Raw genomic sequence first — 21,314 nt, forward strand, 5'->3', positions numbered from 1 at the left:
GCCTTATTGGGAGGGTAACAGCTAAATTATGAGTTCCAATCAGATAATAAAGGCAGCACATCTGACTGCAGCGTCGCTTGTAACTTTGTTAATGCATCCACGGCGACCTGGGTTCTAGCTCGGCCATCAGCATCGAGAATCGCTTGGCGGAACGGCATGCTAGTGCTACCCGAAATGGCTTGAATTTTTAAAATGGCATCATCAATTTCGCTGGCGACACGCGTAGCTAAAGTCGCATCAGCTGCTGTTACAAAATCAATTAAACCTTGCTTATCGGCACCACCCGTAAACTCACCTTGATAAACGTTACGTACACCAATGATGTTATTTGAAAAGTCGGTTAGTGAGTTCCACGAATACTGCGACTCCACCTTAGAGGTGTCTGCCGTGGTTAATGACTCTCCGAATGGGTCGGCAATTTTACCGTTACCCACTTCATCGACAATACCAATCATGCCGTTGATCAATTCTTCAATAACCGCCAACTGAGAAGAGTAAATAGTGTTAGTGGCATCGCCAGGAGTTTTAAGCAACTCGGCATAAGGTTTGGCGTTAGTATCTTGTGGGTTATGGCTCACTTGCCAAGCATCGTCTAATTGCGCGGTGTAATCGCGGAACACTTCCGCTAAGGCGATTAAATACTCACGTTCTTTGGTGCTAAGATCTGCAATCAACTTTGTGTTGCTATTAACACCATCGCCAAACAACAGATATTCCATGGTATGAAAACCTTGAACATCATCATTCCAACCTTTAATGGTGTCGGCATCAAAACCATTACTGTTGGCTAACTGGGTTTGTAAGTCAGTGGTGTTTAACGGCCAGCTGTCTAAATGCGGGTCGATACTCAATGAGTCGACTGGGCCAAAGATATGCGACTCCCCTTGCTCCCAAGGTTGACGAGCCGACTTCCACGCATTTTGTGCAGCCACTAAATCTGCTTGTACCGTTGAGGTAAGTAAGGTTTGGGTTGCCAATAATAAGGCATCCCCTTTTGCCGCTAAATCAGCATAACCAGCCACAATCACCTCATCGGTTAAGTTAGTGATCATTTCTGTCGCGACAAAACTAAAACCGGTTGTAGGTGTAGTTGGGGTTGTCGGGGTGCTAGTGTCATCCGAGCCTGAACCGCCACACGCGGATAATGTTGCCACGAGTGCTAGTGAGATTGCAGTGTAGTTAAAACGCATAATAAAACTCCATGTAAAAAAACAGATCAAAAAATAGGTCGAAAAATTAAATTTGCTTATAGCGAGAACTGATATCCCACACCTAAAGCAAAGAAATTGGTGTCAGGAATACTGGCAACAGCCACTTGATGAAGACCACCTTCGGCTTTAATCACAATTTCAGGTATCGGGAAATAGTTAATACCCACGCTGCTCCAAGTATTTTCATAACGCTTGGTTGCGGTGCCCGTTTCAACGGCCATAAGTGGATTGGAATAATCGATATTGGCAAACACGGTCATCGGAATATCAAACCATTCATCAAGTTTGACGCCCGCCTCAACAAAGAACGACTGCGACTCTGAACCCAGTTGGGCAAAATTACCTGGACGTAAACCTGGGGTGGTTTTATTAGCTTGGGTAATAGCGTCAGCATTGTCTAACGAGCCATATAAATATTGACCGCGGAGGATCCATGGACCTTCAACAAAGGCTCCGGCAACAGACACAATGCTAAGAGCACCATCAACATCGAGTTTGTTACTCTTATGGCGATTACCACTGGTATTACCGTAGTAATAAGCCACGCCGACTGCACTGCCGGTTTTGAAATTGCCATAATCAATACGGCCAGCAAATGCCAAGTCGTCAGCATTCACCTCTTCAAAGCGTTTTTGATGCCCTGATGCCACCCAATCATAAGTGCGAAAATACTCAGAGTTTAACCCACTGACAACTTGTGCCTGATAATGAAAATCGGCAACCTCTCCGTAAACACCAATACCATTTTCGTTCCAAACGGTTGGCATCATCGCAGCTTCACTCTTGTGACGTTGCACTGTAAGATATTGATTAGGTTTGTGTAACATGCTCGATAAGCCAATAGGCAAGTGAATGTTACCGAATTTCACCCCAAAGGCTTTTGATGGACGGTAACGAATTTCCGCTTTTTCAACCACCACTTCGCCACCCGCTTCAACTTCGGATTCAAACTCACCAAATTCATCAAAGCCGTCATATTCTAGTGAGGTGCCAGTGCCACCATGCTCATATTCAATTTCAACTTCCATACTCCAATCATCAGTGAACTGATAACCAAACTCGGTCACAATCCGCTCTAAATCAGTACGACTACGTCGCTCTGCGGATGTATCTTGTACGTTATCGAAATATTCATCACTGGTGTAAACAGCGCTGCCATATGAGTTAAAGCTAAAACGGCTCAATCGGTCTTGCGCTTTAGTGGCCTGTTGCACCACAGTGTCAACTTGAGTCGCCACTTGTTTGTTTTGCTGCTGTTGTTGTTTTTGTTCGGCTGCTAATGTAGCAAGCTGCTGTTTCAATATCGTAATTTCAGCTTCTTGCTTGGCAATGGCTTTGGCTAATGTTTCGGTATTCGTTGCAGCTTGAGCATTAGGCATCCCACTCAAACCCAATACACTTGCCACAGATACTGCCAACAAGGTCAACTTTTTATTCATCTGTTTCTCCGACACGTCACGTTAATACTCCCTCAAAAAACGCAACAACCATACATCAAACGATAACCATTCGCATTATAATTTACATTAAGATTATCAATTTTATTTACACTAAATTACATTTCACTTAACAAACTGTTTTATGTCACTATGGAAAACAACAATCAAAAAACCTCCTATAAACCGAGTACTTTCAATGTCAAACATCAGTAATACTGCCCTCTTTAGTGGTAAATCGGCCCGTATTGAGCGCACGAACCCACAACATTTGCTGCTATGGATGACCTTTGTAATGTCCATGGTGTTTGCAGTTTGGCAGGCTTTGTTAAATAACTTTGTTATTGAACGTGCCGCATTTACTGGTGCTGAGATTGGATTACTGCAGAGTTTAAGAGAGGTACCTGGATTTTTAGCTTTTACCGCAGTGTTTGTATTGCTGCTGATCAAAGAGCAAACTTTTGCCTTATCATCCTTGGCACTATTGTGCATTGGAGTGGGAATTACCGGCTGGTTTCCTGATGTCATCGGGTTGTATTTAACAACGATACTCATGTCGATTGGATTTCATTATTTTTAGACAATAAATCAATCACTTACGTTACAGTGGGTAGATAAAGCCGATGCACCTGGCTTTATGGGCAAAGCGTTAGCGTGGCGCTCCGCTGCAGCACTTGTCGGCTATGGGTCAATTTGGTTAATAATGAGCTGGCTGAGTCTAGATTACATCTGGATGTATAGCATTATTGGCGGATGTGGATTAGTCATGGTGTTCATTATGGCAGTGTATTTTCCTCGTTTTGCCATTGGCTCCATTCAGCACAAACACTTAATACTTCGAAAACGCTACGGATAAAAACTTACTTAGTAAAGGATAAAACTAGTATAACCACTATTATTATCAGGTGATTGACTATAGAGACCATCCTTTACTAAATTAAGTATAAAGATAATTTGCTGGCTTCATGATGGTTGAAAAATTTGGCTACTCGGTGTCTGAAATTACCGCGTTATTCTTAATCAATTATGTCGTTAACTTACTCTTTGCCCCCACCATTGGCCGCTTTATTGGCAAAATGGGGGAACGTAACGCGTTAATTATCGAATACGTTGGCTTAGTGATTATTTTCAGTAGTTACGCTTATGTCAGCGATGCCAATATTGCGGCTGGATTGTATGTGATTGATCACCTGCTTTTTGCTATGGCGATTGCGATGAAAACCTATTTTCAAAAAATTGCCGATAAACAAGATATTGCTTCAACCATGTCGGTCAGCTTTACCATTAACCATATTGCCGCGGTAATTATCCCTGTTTTATTAGGCATTTTATGGCTCAGTTCGCCTAAAGCAGTATTCTTCATAGGCACTGGGTTTGCCGTATGCTCACTCGCACTAGCATTCAATGTGCCGCGTCATCCGGAGCCTGGTAAAGAAGCCTTATGGTCACCGTTAATGACAAAACACTAAAAGATTTAGCACAGATGTCATACCATACAAACATGGCGAAAGTGTAATGCATAAAGGGAGTTAATGATGACTGATATTGATGTGACGGCAACACAAGATGACAATACTCAAGTGTCCGCACGCAAAAAAACCTTATTACTCGGGCGCATTATCGGCTTAGCGAGCGAGGAAGATTATCGCCCTTCAACAGCCTCCGTTGCCGAGCGTGCTGAGCACCGTCAACGCAAGCAACTCAGCCAGCATCAGACCAACCTTGAAAGCATTTTTGCCTTAGCACTCAATTACACCCCATCCGATGTAACAGGAGTCGAATTAGATCCTGATTGGCGCTATCAATTTTTTCAAATGGCTGAACAAATTCATAACCGTAAAATGCAGGATTTGTGGGCCAGAATTTTAGCCAGTGAAGTCGTTAACCCAGGTAACTTTAGCCTTAGAACTTTAGCGGTATTACTGCAACTGACGTTTCGAGAAGCACTGATATTTGAAAAAGCCTTAGGCATGTCAGTTAAAATTAATACCGAGCCCAGATTTAAATTACTCAGTAGTTATCGTATTAATGGTGGGATGAAACAATATTTTCGTAAGCATACTCACACTAACTTCGGCCTGTCCCAATTCGGCTTACCTTATTCGAGTATTCTTACCTTAGTCGATGCGGGAATTTTACATAAAAGCGAGTTTGAAACCGGACTATTAAGCAGTAGTGAACATATTCAGTTAACTATGTGTAATGCCACTTTGTCGCTCAAACCTAAGCATCAGCACTTATTATTTACGTATTATCGATTTACCACTGTAGGTGATGAGTTGTGCCAATTAATTCAGGCAAAAAGTGATGATGAATTTATCAATGCCGTTAAAACCATGTTAGCCAAAGATTTTATGGTTAGCGGTTAATATTTTTGTAAAGGTGCGAATACTTAGCCTTATGTTCGCTAAACAAAAATTGACGCAGTATTTCACGGGATTCACCTTCAGCACTAATTTTTGCTGCCATGACCCCATTTTCAGTTCGTACCGGTTCAAACACCATATCCAGATGCACACCATTAGGTAAAATTAGCTGTGTTAAGCGTGGCACTTTATCGTTAAGTTCTTGCGGCACTTTAATGGTCATGCCTGAACTCGATAAAGAGAGTACCTCAACAAATTTAGCCGTATCGTTATCAATGACTTTTATATTTTTGACATTATTGAGCCGCCAGCTACGTTCACCGCCGCGCATATCAATCACTTCAGGAATACCCAACTCCGGCAAAAATTGCCCAAGCTCATCTTGCTTTAAGGTTAATGGAAACCATAAACGGTAATAACTAATTTCAGCTAATAGAGTTAATTTGGCATTCCCTAAAATATGAGCAAGCACTTGCGGTATTTCAGTCGCAACACTTAATGAATGTCTCGATAAAGCATTATCGGTACTGTCATCTTCCGGCGAAAATACACCGCTAAAATAAGCGAGCTCTTCATCAGATAAAGTCGACATAATCTAGCCTTTTTTTTACACAAAAACACGATCACCATACTAACACCTTAGTATGATAACGAACAAACTTTAACCAAAGGATGCCACTACTTATAATGTATCAGACTTACCGAACAACGTAAAAAACATCATAAAGGATAAGCCGATGCGAATGAACAGTACTCACACTTAAATGAAAAAAGACGAACTCAGTTCGTCTTTTTAGTGCCGATACAATCTAATCATTATCGATCGTGTTCAGCTTCTATTTGCATCGCTTTTTTAAACGATGCATGGCTCATTAGTTGTTGATAGTACTTAGCAATATTAGGATACTTGTCAAACTCACCGTTTTGGCCAACAAGCTCTGCAATAAACGACATCATAATATCTGCACCGCTAAGACGGTTACCGACTAAATATGACTTACCTTCTAAGCGGTCGTTAACATAGCTGATGACTTTTGCCGTTTCTGCATCGGCATATCCACCGATAAAACGGGTTTCTGCGCCATCCATTTTAACAAAAATTTTCAGCAATAGTGGCAAAGCAGCTGAGCTTTCAGCAAAATGCATCCATTGTAAGTAATCGATATAATCTGCTGTGCCGAGTGCTGGCATCAGTTTATCAGCGCCATAGGTATGAATTAAATACTCGGTAATCGCGCCCGACTCAGCAATGGTATAACCGCTCGCTTCTAATACTGGTGATTTACCTAATGGATGAACCGCTTTTAACGACTCTGGCGCTAAAAATGTGGTTGTATCACGCTGATAAGCAACCAGCTCATAGTCCACTCCCAATTCTTCTAATAACCAAATAATGCGTTTTGAACGTGATTTATTTAAATGATGTAGTTTAATCATTAAGCCATCCTTGTATTGTTAGTGATAAAAAATAAACCCAATGAACAACTCACTGGGTTTGCTTCTATCAATCTACGTATTCTGTTATTTCGAGTTACAGTTAACTGTAACCACTAAACTAAACAGCAGATTAGCTTAGTAAAGCTAACATTTTCTCTGCCACTAATTCAGACGATGCAGGGTTCTGACCGGTAACGAGTTTACCGTCAACTACTGCATATGGATGCCAGTCGTCACCCTTAGAATAAGTCGCGCCATTTTGCTGCAGCATATCTTCAACTAAAAACGGTACAACGTTAGTTAACTGTACAGCTTCTTCTTCACCATTAGTAAAACCAGTGACATTTTTACCGGCAACGAGTGGCGTTCCGTCTGGCTTTTTAGGGTACTTAAGTGCAGCCGGTGCGTGACATACTAAACCTAAAAGTTTATCTGTTTTGTAGCACTGTTCAATTAATGCAATAGAGTCTTTGTCATTGGTTAAATCCCATAATGGACCATGACCGCCTGGATAAAATACCGCGTCATAATCTGCTACGTCAATTGATGCCAATGTGAGTGTATTGGCTAGTAATGCTTGCGCTTTAGTATCGGCAGTAAAACGACGCGTAGAGTCAGTTTGAAAATCAACTTTATCACTTGTAGGATCCAATGGCGGTAAACCACCTTTAGGAGATGTTAGCACTACCTCAACACCTTTATCGGTAAATGCGTAGTATGGAGCCGCTAATTCTTCTAACCAAAAACCGGTTTTCTCGCCAGTGTCGCCTAATTTATCGTGCGAAGTTAATACCATTAATACTTTCATAGTGATTCCTTAAATACTGTATGTTTAGTTGTAATCACTTAGATTACAGAGGATTGTTTACTTTAATGACAACCTTGCCGAAGTTTTCGCCTTTTAATAGCCCGATAAAGGCTGTAGTCATATTTTCAAGACCATCGACAATTTGTTCACGATATTGAATCTTACCTTCACCAAGCCATTGGCCCATATCTTTGGCAAACTCTGGATAGCGGTCGCCATAATCGTCAAAAATAATAAAGCCTTGCATCTTAATGCGCTTAACCAGCAATGTGCCCATCAGTAATGACAAACGATCAGGTCCCTCGGGTAATGAAGTTGCGTTGTACTGAGAAATTAAGCCACACACTGGCACTCGAGCACCAGTGTTGAGTAATGGCATTACCGCATCAAACACCTTGCCGCCAACGTTTTCAAAATACACATCAATGCCGTTATCACAATGGGCTGTCAGTTGCTGCGCAAAATCAGCCGCTTTATGGTCAATACATTCATCAAAGCCTAATACTTCTTTTGCGTAGCGACATTTTTCTGCGCCACCGGCGATACCAACAACTCGACAGCCTTTCAACTTAGCAATTTGGCCAACCGTTGCGCCAACAGGCCCAGTAGCTGCGGCAACCACAACGGTTTCGCCCGCTTTAGGCGCGCCAATGTCTAATAGCCCCATATACGCAGTAAAGCCTGGCATGCCCATAATACCCAACGCATAAGAAGGATGGCTTGGGTTATCGCCCAATTTCATCAGTCCTTCACCATTAGAGACTAAATAATCTTGCCAACCACCAAACGCTAACACCCACTCACCCACTTTATAATCAGGATGATTAGACTCTTCCACTTGTGATACCGCAGCGCCCACCATCACATCGTCAATTGCTACTGGATCTGCATATGATTTGGCGTCATTCATACGGCCACGCATGTAAGGATCAAGCGATAAATACACCGCGCGCAATAACACCTCACCTTCTGCTGGTACAGGTTTGTTGACGGTTTCTAAACGGAAATTATTAGCCACTGGCTCACCTTGTGGACGGCTGGCAAGTACTATACGACGATTTTGAGTGTTCATCTTGTGTCCTTTAAATAACATAAGCACCATAAAGTGGTACTTGAGAAGACAATATGACCTCGGTTGTTAAAAGTTGATTACCGCTGTAATACTGATATCAACCAAACACTGGTACAATAAACAACCGAGGCCAAATAATACGATCTTTTTACTTAAGTTGATCAATTCAAATATGATCAACAACTTTGCGAGCTAAGCGATTGATATGAATAAAAACAAACATCTATTACTCGAAAATCAGTTGTGTTTTGCTGTTTATTCAACGTCATTGGCTATTACCCAACTGTACAAACCGTTACTAGACTCTATTGGGCTAACTTACACTCAATATTTGGCGATGTTAGTCCTCTGGGAGCAAGATGGTCTAAGTTTAAAAACCTTGGCCAGCAAACTCGGGCAGCAATCGGGTGCATTAACACCGGTCATAAAACGTCTCGAAACTGATGGCCTGCTAAAGCGCATTCGCGAGCCCTTAGATGAACGGACCTTGTGCATGCAATTAACTGAAAAAGGTCATCAACTGCAGCCCCAAGCAGAACAAATCCACCTATGTATTCTTGAACAATGCGGTATCGAAATGTCTGAAATCACCGATCTAAAACGACAGCTGGATCAATTTAGGCTAAAACTGCCTAGTCATATTGAGTTCTAACGCACAAAATGACTCAAAATTTTGAGTTTAATTTGTTTTGCTTAGCTATATGATAATCACGATAACTAATTGCGCGCAACTTAAATTAACAATTTTTAAGGTCTATAAACGATTACGTGATGCCGCCGCATTGTTTGAAGAGAATAAAACGCGATGAAATCCCACTTTGCCATCTGACTGAAATGGTTATCAAGCACTTGCCATTACGCGACATTGACACTATTGCGACCGATATTTTTTGATGAGTACAACGCTTTATCTGCCCGCTTAAATATCTCTAAAAATGCTTTATCCTGAGAACGTAAGGTTGCAACGCCAATACTAATGGTTATCGAAGGAGCTTTTTGTTCGTCGTACTGTTGTTGAGCTTCTCTTAACCGTTCAGCCAAGATATAAGCAGAGTCAATATCAGTATCGGGTAATAAAATAGCAAACTCTTCACCGCCAATTCGAGCCAATACATCGGCCTCCCTAATATGTTCATTGCATATATTGGCAACGCGCTTAATCACTTCATCACCCACTAAATGGCCATAGGTATCATTCACATTTTTGAATAAATCAATATCAATGATCATTAACGAGAATGGTTGAAAATAGCGAGTAGCACGAAAAAACTCATGTTCGCAAAAAGACGTAAATGAACGACGATTAAACAAACCCGTTAACGGATCGGTATTAGCAAGCCGCTCTAATTTTGAACGTAAATGATAAGCAGCAGTAATATCGGTAGAAATACCAATAAGGCCAATTAATGTGCCTTTGTGGTTATATAAGGGTTGTTTAACTTCGTGATATACAATTAGCGAGGCTGGGGTATCAACAATAATATCGTCAGATAGTTTGCTTTGAGAATTAAGCACTTTAGTGTCATTCACGTGCAACATATCTACAACATTCGCGGGAAAGTAATCGCTATCGGAAGTGCCCTTTAGCTTTTCAAGCGTCACGCCAAAGTAATCTAGCGTCAGTTGATTCGCATAAACATATTTGCATTGAGTGTCTTTTAAATAAATATAAGCATCAACTTGATCAAGGATAAGCTCATAGGTATCTAACATCATCTTTTTAGTTTGCTGCTGACGGTATCGGTTTAAGTTCACAAACAGCAACAAAGCGATAGCTAACAATAAAATGAAAATTAATAATCCAACGATTTCAAGCGACATGAGCATTCCTTAGCTACCATCTATATCCATATACGCCATTGATGTTGATGACGCCGACCGAGCAATATACTCTTATTACATACAGTTAACCATACCGTATGTAAATATGGGCAAGTATAAAAAGATCTATTGTGACAATCAAATAATGAATGCAAGATTCAATTTTGAAGTACGCTGCATATTATTGAAATATCACAATATAGATTCTAATTATCGGGCTGAAATCGACAATATTGAGGCTCAAGTCAAGTTAACCTTAGCTCCCGCTAATAAACGGTGATTAAACTGTCTACTGTTTTGCTAACTAACCTCAACTCAAAACAAAACAAGCGTTAAGGTTAGTTATTGTCGATACTACTGACCTACAATAATAAATAACATTAACGCTTATAAATAACTCCGCTCTTCATCACAAATGACACATCTAATAACGCTTCAATTTGCTCAAGAGGACTTTTATGCGTTGCGATGATGTCGGCATATTTGCCAACCTCCAAAGTGCCAAGTTTATCTGACATATCAATCAGTTTTGCCGAATTAACCGTCGCACTGATTATAATATTCTCATTACTCATACCCGCTTTGCTCATCAATACTGCTTCTTTAGCATTATCACCATGATGTGACACCCCACTGTCGGTGCCATAAGCAATATTAACTCCTGCTTTATAAGCCGCACTAAAGTTTTGCATCATGTCGCCACCAACACGTATTGCCTTGGCTTTTATGGCAGGCGACATAAAGTCAGCCCCTGCGGTATTGGCCATTTTGACTACCGTGTCGCCCGCCAACAATGTTGGCACTAAAAACGCGCCGCTTTTCTTCATTAATTTAATACTTTCTTTATCGGCGTAACTGCCATGCTCAATACTGTCGACTCCAGCGCGCAACGCCGCATTAATTCCTTGAGCAGCATGGGCATGGCTGGCCACCTTACGGCCTAAAGCATGCGCGGTATCAATCACCTCTTTAAGCTCATCATCATCCATTTGCTGACCCGTACCAGTGTTAGTGTCCGATAACACCCCTCCGGTAGAGGTAATTTTAATCACATCAGCGCCAAACTTAATTGCCCGACGAGTCGCGCGGCGGCAATCATAAGGTCCGTCACAAATGGTTTTAGAGGTAAACTTATCAAGTAAATCAGGACTCATACCGTCAACATCACCATGGCCTCCGGTAACCGACACGCCACCAGATGCAATAATTCTCGGGCCATCAATCCAGCCTTTATTAATGCCGTCGCGTAAGGCATAAATCTGTTCCGGTTTCGCGCCTAAGTCTCGCACCGTAGTAAAGCCTGCTAATAAGGTCTTTTTAGCAAAATAAGCACTGCGCATTGCCACGTCAGCATCCGACATTCGCAAAGCGTCACGATCATTATTCGGCCCTAACTCGCCTTGTAAATGAACATGCATATCCATCATGCCAGGCATAACAAAGCTATTTTTTAAATCAATCATCTCAACATTGTCATGCTCGTCCACCACCGGTGCAGACTGATAACCTGAAGTGATAGAAGTGATTACCCCATCTTTTATCACCACAGTTTGCTGAGTTAAAGGTGACTCGCCTGGCGTAGTTAATAATGTGCCAGCATAAATAACGTTAATATCGGCAGCCTCAACCACCGTCGATGCCATCGTTAATCCGAACACCGCTAAGGCCATTGTGGTAATAGTATTATTATTCATAGACGCTCACTGTTGATAACGAGAAAGAGGTTAAGTTTCTACACTGCCAAAAATGCTGTTATGTTACAAGAGAGTAAAATATTGTATTAGAAAAATCGTTTCGTCATTAACAAACAGTGAATGAATAAAAAATGAATATTGCAATTTTTGGCGCGGGTTCAACAGGCTGTTATTTAGCGGGTCAGTTATGTATTTCGGGGTTACAAGTCAGCTTAATTTGTCGCCCAGCAATTAAGCAAAAAATCATTGCTAATAACGGCATTACCTTGACCGATTATAACGGCTTAAAACAAACGATTATGCCGCAAGCGTTGATCACCGATATCGACCAAGAATCATCAATCAATGGCAAATTTGATGTAGTATTTGTCACCTTAAAATGTCATCAAGTTAGCAGTATTGCCAATCAATTAATGGCGATTACTCACGACAACAGCAGCATTATATTTATGCAAAATGGCTTAGGCAGTTTTGACAGCATTAAAGACTCGCTCGATCATTACCGCTTACTGCAAGGGATCACGCCATTTAATGTGCTGCAACTGCCCAATGGCGTATTTCATAAAGGCACAGAGGGGGTGTTTACCTTACAAGAAAACCCTCATACCATCGCAATTCAATCCGCACTGGTTAACCACGGATTTGGTTGCGACATTGAAGCAGACTTTACCCCAATGATTTACGGTAAATTATTATTAAATCTCAATAATGCATTAAATGCGGTCACCGATTTACCGATTAAACAGCAATTAAGTGACTACAAAAATCGCCGAGTTTTAGCCAAAGCAATGAAAGAATGGCTAGCAGTATGCGAAGCGGCAAACATTACATTGCATCAATACACCAAGGTCAAACCCACCTGGTTACCCACCATTTTATCGTTGCCAAATGGGTTGTTTAATCTGGTCGCTAAACAGATGCTCGACATCGATCCCAAAGCACGATCATCAATGTGGGAAGACATTCAAGCGAAACGAAAAACAGAAGTCGATTACATCAATGGCGCGGTGGTCAGCATTGGGAAAAAATACGGTATAAAAACACCGGTGAATCAAGCGATAGTAGAACAAATAAAGCAGCTAGAACAACGACATTAACCAAATGCCGTACGCGATATCGTTGTCGAGAAAAAAGTAAATCTATTGTAAAATATTGCAAAAAAATACAATTGACGTAGTCGCACGATACAATCAAACAAGCAGAAGTAGTACGCCTAAAGATGACTCTCAATAAGAGTCATCGTGACGTAATCTTTATTGCTTATAACTTAACGCGATTAACCAATCGGAAATTAATTACAGATGAACGACAGCACTTTCTTTTTTGGCGATTGGCAAATTAATCCACACAGCAATAGCATTCAGTCTGGCGATGTTATTCGCAGTCTTGAACCCAAAGCCATGGATGTGTTGCGTTTACTGTGCCAACACCAAGGGGAAGTGCTAGCAGCAGACGATATTATTAACCACTGCTGGAACAGCATCGCCATTGGCGATAATCCGCTGCATAAAGTCATTACCCAGCTGCGTAAAGCATTAGGCGATCAAGCATCTAATCCGCAGTACATAGAAACCATCCGCAAACGCGGTTATCGCACCATCGCCAGTGTTGAATTCCCTATTGGTCATCATGCCAAAGTCACTACCCAACAATGGCAAGGCGCCTCGCCGTTTCCAGGCTTACGTGCATTTGACACCAACGACTCCAATGTATTTTTTGGCCGAAGTGAGCAAGTTGACACTTTATTAAATCGCATCACAAAACAAGTTGAATTTGGCCGTGCCTTTTGCTTAATCCTCGGCCCCAGCGGTACAGGTAAATCATCGTTAATTAATGCCGGCATCATGCCTAATTTAATGTCCAAAAATGGCTTTAACGGGGTTGGCGTAATCGATAATGCTAACCTAGATTTAGCCGATGTCACTAAAGGACGCTTAATTATCGATATCGCCAGTGCGATGCTCGACTGGGAAATCAAAGACCAAGCGGTGTTTACCGACTGTAGTGCCGATATGCTGGCAAACAAACTGCAAAACGACATCAACGCCGTTATTGAATATTGTCAGCTAGCTTTAGCCAAATACTCATCAATCAATGATGACAATGCCCCAAAATACAGTCGGCCCCATTTTTCATTGTTTATCGACCGTTTAGAAATCTTATTAGCGTCGCCATTATTTACCGAATCCGAACGCAACAATGTATTAGATATCCTCGAAACCCTTGCGGTTTCAGGGGCAGTATTAATAATTAGTGCTTGCCGCAATGACTTTTACCCTCAGGTTGTTAGCCACCCAAGCCTAATGGCAGGCAAAGCTAATGGCTCACATTTCGATTTATCGGCGCCAACCCGATCAGAGCTGATGCAAATGATCCGCTTGCCGGCCAATGCAGCTAACCTCACATGGACACTCGATCCCGATACGGCAATGCCGTTGGACGAAATACTTTGCAGTGAAGCCGCCTCAAACCCCGATGCTCTGCCCATGTTGCAATACACCTTGCAATCACTGTATTTGCACAAAGATGACAACAACCAATTATTGGTGTCGGTATACCATTCGCTTGGGGGGATTGAAGGCGCCATCGGTAAAAATGCCGAAGAAGTGCTCAACCAATTAAACAACAGCGAACGCGCCGCACTGCCTAAAATACTGTCGATGTTAGTCACCCTAACCGAAGATGAAAAATCAATCACCAGCAGCACCGCCCGCTGGAGCGATCTCAGTAGTGATGCCGAAATAAACCTCGTCAAAGCCATGGTTGATAACCGTTTGTTTGTTTCGCATCTGCAACAAGATCAACCCTGCTTTAGTATTGCTCACGAAGCGCTATTAAGGCGCTGGCCCCGCGCCACCCAATGGATAACCGAGCACAAGGACAGTTTAGCCATTAAAAGCCGTTTACAGCATCAATCTAACCGCTGGCTGGCCGAGTCAAAGAGTAATGCTTATTTACTGGCAGAAGGCAAACCATTAGTAGAAGCAAGCACATTGCTCGATAACCAATTGTTTAGTTTAGAGCCTCAAGAACTGGCACTCATTCAAGCCTCAACCAAACAAGCCAACATCGGCCGCTGGCGCCGCCGTGCAGTCATGCTAGCCCTTGTGGCACTGACACTCATTTCGGTCGCCATGAGTATTCGCAGCATTGAGGCCGAAACCCAGGCACAACAAAAACGCCTTGCGGCAGAAAACTTACTTGGTTTTATGGTCGGTGAGTTCGCCGACAAAATGCGCGGCATTGGCCGCATGGACTTGCTCGATGGGATCAGTAACAAGGCATTGGAATATTTCAGCGACTTTTCTGCCGACGATGCCAGCTATTTAAGCTTTGAAGCGCGCTTTCAACACAGCCAAACCTTAGAGGCCATGGGCGAAGTGGCCTATTCTCGCGGCAATATCGACGAGGCCCACAGCGCCTTAATCGCCGCCCGTGAGCGCATGCTGCCGTTACTCGAAATGCAACCTCAACACCTCAGTTTACTCAAAACCTTAGGTGCCAATGCTTTTTGGCTCGGCCAGCTTGAATACGATCAAAATGATTGGACAGCGGCACAGCCTTGGTTCGAACAGTATTTAACATACAGCCAAACCATGTATCAATACGCGCCAGACGATAACGATGCGCTAATGGAGTTGTCCTATGCGCAAAATTCTCTTGGCTCCATATACATGAAGCAGCAAAACTTTACCGATGCCCGTGAGGCATTTGAGCAATCATTACAACTTAAACTACAACTGTGGGATAAAGACCAAACCAACAACCAGCTAATAGCCGATATTGCAGACACTCGCTCATGGCTTGCCAGTGCCGCCAGTGACCAAGGTGATATCAGCACGGCAATTAAAATCCATCAGCAAATTCAGCAACAATTTAACAATAACTCCTTAGAAAAGCAGCCCTACTTACTGGAACGATTATCAAGCAGTTATGCGTTACTGGCTAGATTATTAAGCTACCAAAACCATCAGCAACAAGCTTTTGAGAAAGCACAACTCAGTTTAGTGACCATCACCAATGCCCTTAAACAAGACCCTGAAAATGATGTTTGGAAAATCCAGCAATATTACGCCTACCTAAAGATGTTGGCTTATAGTACTGAGCCGATTGAACAGACTATGGGGCAGAGTCTTGACTCATTAGCAACCATGCTCGAGAAAGATATTACCTTAAACAAATCAGCCCAAAAAATAGAGGTTTGGGCAACATATCAATTGGCTGCCGCCAACTATTTGGCCTCTAAGGGACTATTGTCAGAAAGCTTAGTATATGCACAGCGAGCCATTACCTCATTTAAGCAATTAATCACTGAATTTAACCAAAGTTCACTTTATGTCGCGAGTTTAGCCCAAAGCAATATGTTAACGGCTTCATTATTGACATCCCTAGGTCAACCTAAGCAAGTTAACTCCCTATGTCAGCAAACTAAAAATCAATTGGCCGATATTATTGATAAAAATAAAGAACCGAGATTTACTATGCCCTACGCGAAGGCCCTCGATTGTCTAGGAGAGCTAGATCAACACGATGACTTAGTGCAACAGCTACAACAATCGGCCATCACAGATTATAAGTTTAACCCTAAACCCTAAACAAAAAGAAAGTATGGAGAATAAAATGCCTAATGTCCAAGGCCAAGCAACCATGTTTAACGTCACAGTAATCCTAAACGCGAACAATGAACCCGTCTTTAGCTATACTAATATTGATGGTTCTGCAGTATCCGGCAATATGGTCGTAACTCAATACGGAGTCATTTCTTACCAGTTGATTGACAAGACTGGTAAGGGCCTTAAATTTGTTGGCGCAGCTTTCACTACCACGTTTGACGGTATTATCGATGCCACCACCATCAGCAGCGATGGCAACTTGATACAATTAACCGATTTAAATGAAGTGCCAGGCAGCACCAGCTTTCAATTTGTGCTGTCAAACAGTGCCAATACCCTGCTAGTACTTAGCCCAGATCCTCAAGTTATTAATCGCGATAATAAATAAAAAATAGATAAAAAGCTCAGGGCTACCCTGAGCTTTTTATCTTGAACAAGATAACCACACTACAAAGCAGTTAATCGCTTAACCAAGACTAAAACAACTTGTGTTACCCACTAACCCATTGCAAGGTTAGATTTTTAGTCCTCAATCCTCTGCTAAAATCCAGACAAAAACCTCTGTTAATCATCGCCAATAACACTGTGTTGTTTACTAATATTTTCACTAAAACATTCGCTAACCAATTCGCGAAAAACTCTAAAACTTGCCGATGAATGGCTATGACAATTGCCATGACTTACCCTATAAGTCGCAGCCAGATTGATGCAGACATTTTAAGCTGCAACTAAAATCAATCTTTTTTATACCAAAAATCATAATTTAATTAAATAAAAATCAATAAGTTAAAATCAGAAGATTACCGAAAGGTTAAAAACTCCCATTCCTAATAGAGTGTTTGTCATCAACAAGGGGTTACCAACACCAAACGCTTGAGGAAATGCACCATGTTTACCAATGATAAATTAACTGAACTCAATGACACGATTTCTCGTGTGACTAAATTAACAGACTCATTGTCTAAATATCCTAACGCGGTAAAAATACCACTGCGTGTTGAAGCTGAAACCCTAGCCGACTCGTCATCGACAGCGGTGATGTTTGATGCCACTTTTGATGCCACTTCAGCAAACCAGAATGGCAAAATGGCTGTAGTAGATAACTTACAAATTCGCACCTTACTCAATGTGATTAACGCGATTTCAGAAGCGATATTTGTGATTAACTCCGCTGGCGTTATTGAGATGATTAATCCGTTAGGCGCTAAATTATTCGGTGCCCCAGCCGAAATGTTAATTGGTCAAACCTGGACCGATTATCTACAAAGCCCTTTTAAAGATGAGTATCAATCTTTATTTTCTTTGTGGAATAGTGCCAGCGATGAAGCCAATAAAGTCACTCAGTTTAATCATGGTCCTAAAGAAATTATTATTAATCGCGCCGACAGCACGTTGCTCGAAGCAGACTTATCATTGTCATGTTTACCGTCGATGCAGATAGGATCTGAGCCGTTATTTATTGGCATCATGCATAACCTCACTACCCATAAAGCCGAATACAACAAACTGCGCCACTTAGCCCATACCGACAAATTAACCGGCCTTGCCAATCGTCACGCTTTTGATGATGCCTTGCAAACCAACTGGAACGACAGCATTAACCACGACCAACCGCTGTGTTTAATCATTATCGATGTCGATTATTTTAAAATGTTTAATGACCAGTATGGTCATGTTAACGGTGATAAATGTTTGCAAAAAATTGCTCAAGTACTGGCAGAGGTGCTCCCGTCTAACAATGCGATGGCTGCCCGTTATGGTGGTGAAGAGTTTGTCGTCATTTTACCCAACAGCAACCCGTTAACAGCAGAATACATTGCCAAAAATATTCAACGTCGTATTAACCAGTTAAGCTTTACCGATATAGGGTTACCTGCACAAACCAAAATCAGTGTTAGCCAAGGTATAGCCTGTGAACGCAGTGGCCAATACCGCACGCCAACCGCACTGGTTTGCGCAGCAGACACAGCACTTTACCGTGCCAAATCAACTGGCCGTAACCGCATTAATATGAGTAGCTAATATCTAATAGCTACTAAAACAATCAAACAATCAAACAATCAAAGGGTTAACAACACGCTTGATAAGTTGCAATGCCACTTCTTTGATTAGCCTGCTGGGCCATATTATATTCAGCTGGCGTGGCAAAATGTGCATCCCAATGTTGTAATTTTGGCAGCATAAGTCGATGCCACAAAGGCGGAATAAGAGTTAATACAAAGGTGCTAAGGTAACCGCCAATCATTTGCGGTGCATCGGGATAAGGCGATAACTGATGGTAAGGTAACTGCCCTTGAGCGTGATGATGTGAATGTCGGGTTAAGTTAAACATAGCCCACGAGCTTACCCGCTTATTGGTATTCCAAGAATGATGAGGTTTTACTGGCGAGTTAAGCTCGCGAACCAAGCCATAATGCTCCATGTAATTGACTATCTCTAAAGTCGCTTTAGCCCATAACGCCATTAATACAAAAAAGCTTAACCCCTGCCAACCAGCAAGCCAAAATACCCACACCATAATAGCGACACTCATAGCGTAACCTCGTAACGCTTTATTGTGCCAACTCCATACCGCTAACTGTTTACGCACCAGCCTTTGTTGCTCAATGTGCCACGCACTAATATTGCCCTTAATGGTCGAAATAATAATGTGTGCATAAACACCACGACCACGAGGGGCGGTAGCAGGATCGTTCAAGGTACTAACGTATTTATGGTGGCCATATACATGTTCAATGGCAAAGTTAGCATCAAAGCTAAATGCCAATAACCAGCGTCCAATCAATAATGACACCGGCTGCCAAGTACGATGCGTTAGCTCATGGCCTGTAATCGTCGCCATTACGCCAACCACTAAGCCCAAATAAATCACCATCACCCCATATTGAATAACGCTAGTGTTTTGCCTTGCTAACAGGGCGTCATACCCCGTAAAACGAGTGACCCATGCGCCATATTGGCCAATATCTTGGCTGGCAAATTGCCAGCAACACACAAACACTAATATCACAGTCAATGGCAGCGCCAACCACAATTGCCACGTAAGCAAAGCCGGATAGCGATATTGTGGCGTCGCGGTATCATCACCAAACACGATGTCACCACCCAAATACACCGCAACCCAAATAGCAAAGCCAATGCTGATATAGGTTCCACCCAAAGTGATGCTGATAATAGCGAGCACCGCCATAAGATGAAACGACATAAATTTAAGGTATTTAAACATGGCCATGTCCTTATGCTTGCGGTTCGTCAGCTAAAGGACGCTGGCGTAAATTAACGTGAATGTTCACATCAGTTTTAGGCAGACTCTGACAGGCCAAAATCATTCCTTGAGCGATGGCTTCAGCCGATAAAACATATGCGCTGTCGGTTAATTGTTTCACTTCGCCCGCAATCAACTTGCATCGACAAGCACCGCAACTGCCTACTCGGCAATGATGCGGAAAGGCAATGTTGGCGGCCAACGCGGCGGTTAAAATAGAGTGTTTAACGCTAGTTTGCGCTATCACTATTTCATCATTAATGGTTAGGCTAACCGGTTTGGCAGTAAACATAGACAACATACGCATTCCTTGGTGATTAAAGGTTTACTGTACGCCAACCAGAAATATAACAAAGAGGGAAGAATGGACATTAAGGGGTCATTAATAGACAAGCACAGCAAAATCCGTTACAACTAACTCAAAGCCATTAATAAGATTGCTATGCAGCTGCTTCCTGTATTTTACTTAAACCAAGTGTATCAACAGCTGCGCCTGTGGGAATGCAATGTCGATATATGGCTAGCCCATAACGGCCTTATGCTTGAACAACTACAAGACCCACACTTTCAAGTGAGTTTTGATGATTATCAACGACTGATAACCTCTGCAATTCATCTATCGGCACGGCCGGACTTGGGTTTACATGTCGGCAGCCGAATAGGCATTAACACCCATGGCATGATGGGATTTGCCATCCTTAATAGCAGTACCCTTAAACAAGCTGTTGATACATTGAAGCAATTTATCAATACACGCACACCATTGGTTAATGTTAATACCCATGAAACCGCCAGCAATATGGTTATCACACTGCAAGCGATACAACCATTGGGCGTGATTCAACAACCGTTTATGGATGCTTTGCTCGTCACCATTGCCAACTTGTTACAACAAACCACCCCGTTGTCACCTGCAATAAGCCAGGTTAATTTGGAGTTCGCTGCACCAGCCTATTGGCAGCAATACTCCGCATTACTCAAAGTACCAGTGCATTTTAATCAAGCCAGCACCCAGCTAATATTAACTCAAGCATCATTAAATCAACGCTTGGATATGGCCGATCCCAGCTCGTTTATTCAAGCCAAACAATGGTGTATTAACGAACTTAAAAAACTTGATTTACAGCAAAGCCTTAGCGATAAGTTGTATCAGTATTTACTACAAAGTCCGATGCCACTACCAAGCTTAAGCGATACAGCCACGCATTTTAATATGACCCCACGGACTCTTCATCGCCATTTAACCCAACAACAAACAAGCTATAAAAACATTGTCGCGTCGGTGAATCACCATATTGCGAAGCAATACTTATCGCAATCTACTGGCAGTATTAAGCAATTGGCATATCAATTAGGTTATGTTGATGTGGCTAACTTTCGACGGGCATTTAAACGCTGGCAAGGCACCACACCCAGTGAATACCGCCAGCAAAAAAGAGTAAAATAACATTCGATTTAGGAACATAAGTGACTAAGCACTAACTAACGAAGTAACTAACTAAACACTATGTAACTAAACACTATGTAACTAAACACTAAGTGATTAACTAAGCCCTAAGTAAGTAACTAAGCTATTAACTAACCGACAAAA

The 21,314-nt window shown here is 42.1% G+C and carries 17 protein-coding genes and 2 pseudogenes; 9 read left to right on the forward strand and 10 right to left on the reverse strand.

Annotated features, from left to right (window positions below):
• Positions 1 to 26: 26 nt before the first annotated feature.
• Positions 27 to 1,190 (reverse strand): imelysin family protein, encoded by a 1,164-nt coding sequence (locus AAEY99_RS13595; RefSeq protein ID WP_350995669.1) that lies wholly within the window; start codon positions 1,188 to 1,190, stop codon positions 27 to 29.
• A gap of 56 nt (positions 1,191 to 1,246) precedes the next feature.
• Positions 1,247 to 2,650, reverse strand: coding sequence for a porin family protein (locus AAEY99_RS13600; RefSeq protein ID WP_192115667.1), 1,404 nt, complete (start codon positions 2,648 to 2,650; stop codon positions 1,247 to 1,249).
• A gap of 280 nt (positions 2,651 to 2,930) precedes the next feature.
• Here AAEY99_RS13600 and AAEY99_RS13605 point away from each other — a divergent pair.
• From AAEY99_RS13605 to AAEY99_RS13615, 3 genes and pseudogenes are all read left to right on the forward strand, one after another.
• A pseudogene (locus AAEY99_RS13605) lies at positions 2,931 to 3,507 on the forward strand (MFS transporter); the annotation flags it as partial.
• A gap of 93 nt (positions 3,508 to 3,600) precedes the next feature.
• Positions 3,601 to 4,116, forward strand: a pseudogene (locus AAEY99_RS13610) (MFS transporter); the annotation flags it as partial.
• Between the two features lie 66 nt (positions 4,117 to 4,182).
• A complete protein-coding gene (locus tag AAEY99_RS13615; protein ID WP_101085930.1) occupies positions 4,183 to 5,016 on the forward strand; it encodes a TIGR03899 family protein in 834 nt (277 codons plus the stop codon).
• On the opposite strand, the gene AAEY99_RS13620 is transcribed toward AAEY99_RS13615, so the two are convergent.
• The 4 genes from AAEY99_RS13620 to curA form a co-directional block, all read right to left on the reverse strand.
• Positions 5,006 to 5,605: a hypothetical protein gene (locus tag AAEY99_RS13620; protein WP_101085931.1), complete on the reverse strand. Its 600-nt coding sequence runs from the start codon at positions 5,603 to 5,605 to the stop codon at positions 5,006 to 5,008. The two genes, AAEY99_RS13615 and AAEY99_RS13620, sit on opposite strands and share 11 nt — an antisense overlap.
• Positions 5,606 to 5,829: 224 nt before the next feature.
• A complete protein-coding gene (locus tag AAEY99_RS13625) occupies positions 5,830 to 6,450 on the reverse strand; it encodes a glutathione S-transferase family protein (RefSeq protein WP_350995661.1) in 621 nt (206 codons plus the stop codon).
• A 130-nt stretch (positions 6,451 to 6,580) separates the two neighbouring features.
• On the reverse strand, positions 6,581 to 7,258 hold the full coding sequence (locus AAEY99_RS13630) for a type 1 glutamine amidotransferase domain-containing protein (protein ID WP_194956143.1): 678 nt from the start codon (positions 7,256 to 7,258) through the stop codon (positions 6,581 to 6,583).
• 43 nt (positions 7,259 to 7,301) lie between these two features.
• Positions 7,302 to 8,330: an NADPH-dependent curcumin/dihydrocurcumin reductase gene (curA, locus tag AAEY99_RS13635; protein WP_162022424.1), complete on the reverse strand. Its 1,029-nt coding sequence runs from the start codon at positions 8,328 to 8,330 to the stop codon at positions 7,302 to 7,304.
• A gap of 205 nt (positions 8,331 to 8,535) precedes the next feature.
• Here curA and AAEY99_RS13640 point away from each other — a divergent pair, with 205 nt between their 5' ends.
• Positions 8,536 to 8,982 carry a MarR family winged helix-turn-helix transcriptional regulator gene (locus AAEY99_RS13640; protein ID WP_101085935.1) on the forward strand — a complete coding sequence of 149 codons (447 nt, stop codon included), beginning with the start codon at positions 8,536 to 8,538 and terminating at the stop codon, positions 8,980 to 8,982.
• A 203-nt stretch (positions 8,983 to 9,185) separates the two neighbouring features.
• Here the strand turns inward: AAEY99_RS13640 and AAEY99_RS13645 are convergent, their stop codons facing one another.
• On the reverse strand, positions 9,186 to 10,151 hold the full coding sequence (locus AAEY99_RS13645; protein ID WP_351010843.1) for a sensor domain-containing diguanylate cyclase: 966 nt from the start codon (positions 10,149 to 10,151) through the stop codon (positions 9,186 to 9,188).
• 380 nt (positions 10,152 to 10,531) lie between these two features.
• Entirely contained in the window at positions 10,532 to 11,845 is a 1,314-nt protein-coding gene (locus AAEY99_RS13650) for a metal-dependent hydrolase family protein (RefSeq protein ID WP_351010845.1), read from the reverse strand.
• 131 nt (positions 11,846 to 11,976) lie between these two features.
• On the opposite strand from AAEY99_RS13650, the gene AAEY99_RS13655 reads away from it, so the two are divergent.
• From AAEY99_RS13655 to AAEY99_RS13670, 4 genes are all read left to right on the forward strand, one after another.
• On the forward strand, positions 11,977 to 12,942 hold the full coding sequence (locus AAEY99_RS13655; protein ID WP_351010846.1) for a 2-dehydropantoate 2-reductase: 966 nt from the start codon (positions 11,977 to 11,979) through the stop codon (positions 12,940 to 12,942).
• Between the two features lie 204 nt (positions 12,943 to 13,146).
• Entirely contained in the window at positions 13,147 to 16,440 is a 3,294-nt protein-coding gene (locus tag AAEY99_RS13660; protein ID WP_192115659.1) for an nSTAND1 domain-containing NTPase, read from the forward strand.
• 25 nt (positions 16,441 to 16,465) lie between these two features.
• Complete coding sequence (locus AAEY99_RS13665) at positions 16,466 to 16,846, forward strand: DP-EP family protein (protein WP_182741341.1); 381 nt, start codon at positions 16,466 to 16,468, stop codon at positions 16,844 to 16,846.
• Positions 16,847 to 17,346: 500 nt separating this feature from the next.
• Positions 17,347 to 18,480 (forward strand): sensor domain-containing diguanylate cyclase, encoded by a 1,134-nt coding sequence (locus tag AAEY99_RS13670; RefSeq protein ID WP_351010847.1) that lies wholly within the window; start codon positions 17,347 to 17,349, stop codon positions 18,478 to 18,480.
• Between the two features lie 46 nt (positions 18,481 to 18,526).
• Here the strand turns inward: AAEY99_RS13670 and AAEY99_RS13675 are convergent, their stop codons facing one another.
• Complete coding sequence (locus AAEY99_RS13675; protein ID WP_351010849.1) at positions 18,527 to 19,684, reverse strand: alkane 1-monooxygenase; 1,158 nt, start codon at positions 19,682 to 19,684, stop codon at positions 18,527 to 18,529.
• A gap of 10 nt (positions 19,685 to 19,694) precedes the next feature.
• Positions 19,695 to 20,024: a 2Fe-2S iron-sulfur cluster-binding protein gene (locus AAEY99_RS13680; RefSeq protein WP_059748043.1), complete on the reverse strand. Its 330-nt coding sequence runs from the start codon at positions 20,022 to 20,024 to the stop codon at positions 19,695 to 19,697.
• Positions 20,025 to 20,165: 141 nt separating this feature from the next.
• Between AAEY99_RS13680 and AAEY99_RS13685 the strand changes: the two genes are divergently transcribed.
• A complete protein-coding gene (locus AAEY99_RS13685) occupies positions 20,166 to 21,170 on the forward strand; it encodes an AraC family transcriptional regulator (RefSeq protein WP_351010851.1) in 1,005 nt (334 codons plus the stop codon).
• Positions 21,171 to 21,314 lie beyond the last annotated feature (144 nt).

It is taken from the genome of Shewanella sp. S1-58-MNA-CIBAN-0166 (assembly GCF_040310085.1).
Lineage (GTDB): Bacteria > Pseudomonadota > Gammaproteobacteria > Enterobacterales > Shewanellaceae > Shewanella.

Excerpts from the sequence above, each read along its gene's own strand:
- AAEY99_RS13595 (WP_350995669.1), bottom strand. The coding sequence starts at position 1,190 with ATGCGTTTTAACTACACTGCAATCTCACTAGCACTCGTGGCAACATTA.
- AAEY99_RS13600 (WP_192115667.1), bottom strand. The coding sequence starts at position 2,650 with ATGAATAAAAAGTTGACCTTGTTGGCAGTATCTGTGGCAAGTGTATTG.
- AAEY99_RS13615 (WP_101085930.1), top strand. The coding sequence starts at position 4,183 with ATGACTGATATTGATGTGACGGCAACACAAGATGACAATACTCAAGTG.
- AAEY99_RS13620 (WP_101085931.1), bottom strand. The coding sequence starts at position 5,605 with ATGTCGACTTTATCTGATGAAGAGCTCGCTTATTTTAGCGGTGTATTT.
- AAEY99_RS13625 (WP_350995661.1), bottom strand. The coding sequence starts at position 6,450 with ATGATTAAACTACATCATTTAAATAAATCACGTTCAAAACGCATTATT.
- AAEY99_RS13630 (WP_194956143.1), bottom strand. The coding sequence starts at position 7,258 with ATGAAAGTATTAATGGTATTAACTTCGCACGATAAATTAGGCGACACT.
- curA (WP_162022424.1), bottom strand. The coding sequence starts at position 8,330 with ATGAACACTCAAAATCGTCGTATAGTACTTGCCAGCCGTCCACAAGGT.
- AAEY99_RS13640 (WP_101085935.1), top strand. The coding sequence starts at position 8,536 with ATGAATAAAAACAAACATCTATTACTCGAAAATCAGTTGTGTTTTGCT.
- AAEY99_RS13645 (WP_351010843.1), bottom strand. The coding sequence starts at position 10,151 with ATGTCGCTTGAAATCGTTGGATTATTAATTTTCATTTTATTGTTAGCT.
- AAEY99_RS13650 (WP_351010845.1), bottom strand. The coding sequence starts at position 11,845 with ATGAATAATAATACTATTACCACAATGGCCTTAGCGGTGTTCGGATTA.
- AAEY99_RS13655 (WP_351010846.1), top strand. The coding sequence starts at position 11,977 with ATGAATATTGCAATTTTTGGCGCGGGTTCAACAGGCTGTTATTTAGCG.
- AAEY99_RS13660 (WP_192115659.1), top strand. The coding sequence starts at position 13,147 with ATGAACGACAGCACTTTCTTTTTTGGCGATTGGCAAATTAATCCACAC.
- AAEY99_RS13665 (WP_182741341.1), top strand. The coding sequence starts at position 16,466 with ATGCCTAATGTCCAAGGCCAAGCAACCATGTTTAACGTCACAGTAATC.
- AAEY99_RS13670 (WP_351010847.1), top strand. The coding sequence starts at position 17,347 with ATGTTTACCAATGATAAATTAACTGAACTCAATGACACGATTTCTCGT.
- AAEY99_RS13675 (WP_351010849.1), bottom strand. The coding sequence starts at position 19,684 with ATGTTTAAATACCTTAAATTTATGTCGTTTCATCTTATGGCGGTGCTC.
- AAEY99_RS13680 (WP_059748043.1), bottom strand. The coding sequence starts at position 20,024 with ATGTTGTCTATGTTTACTGCCAAACCGGTTAGCCTAACCATTAATGAT.
- AAEY99_RS13685 (WP_351010851.1), top strand. The coding sequence starts at position 20,166 with ATGCAGCTGCTTCCTGTATTTTACTTAAACCAAGTGTATCAACAGCTG.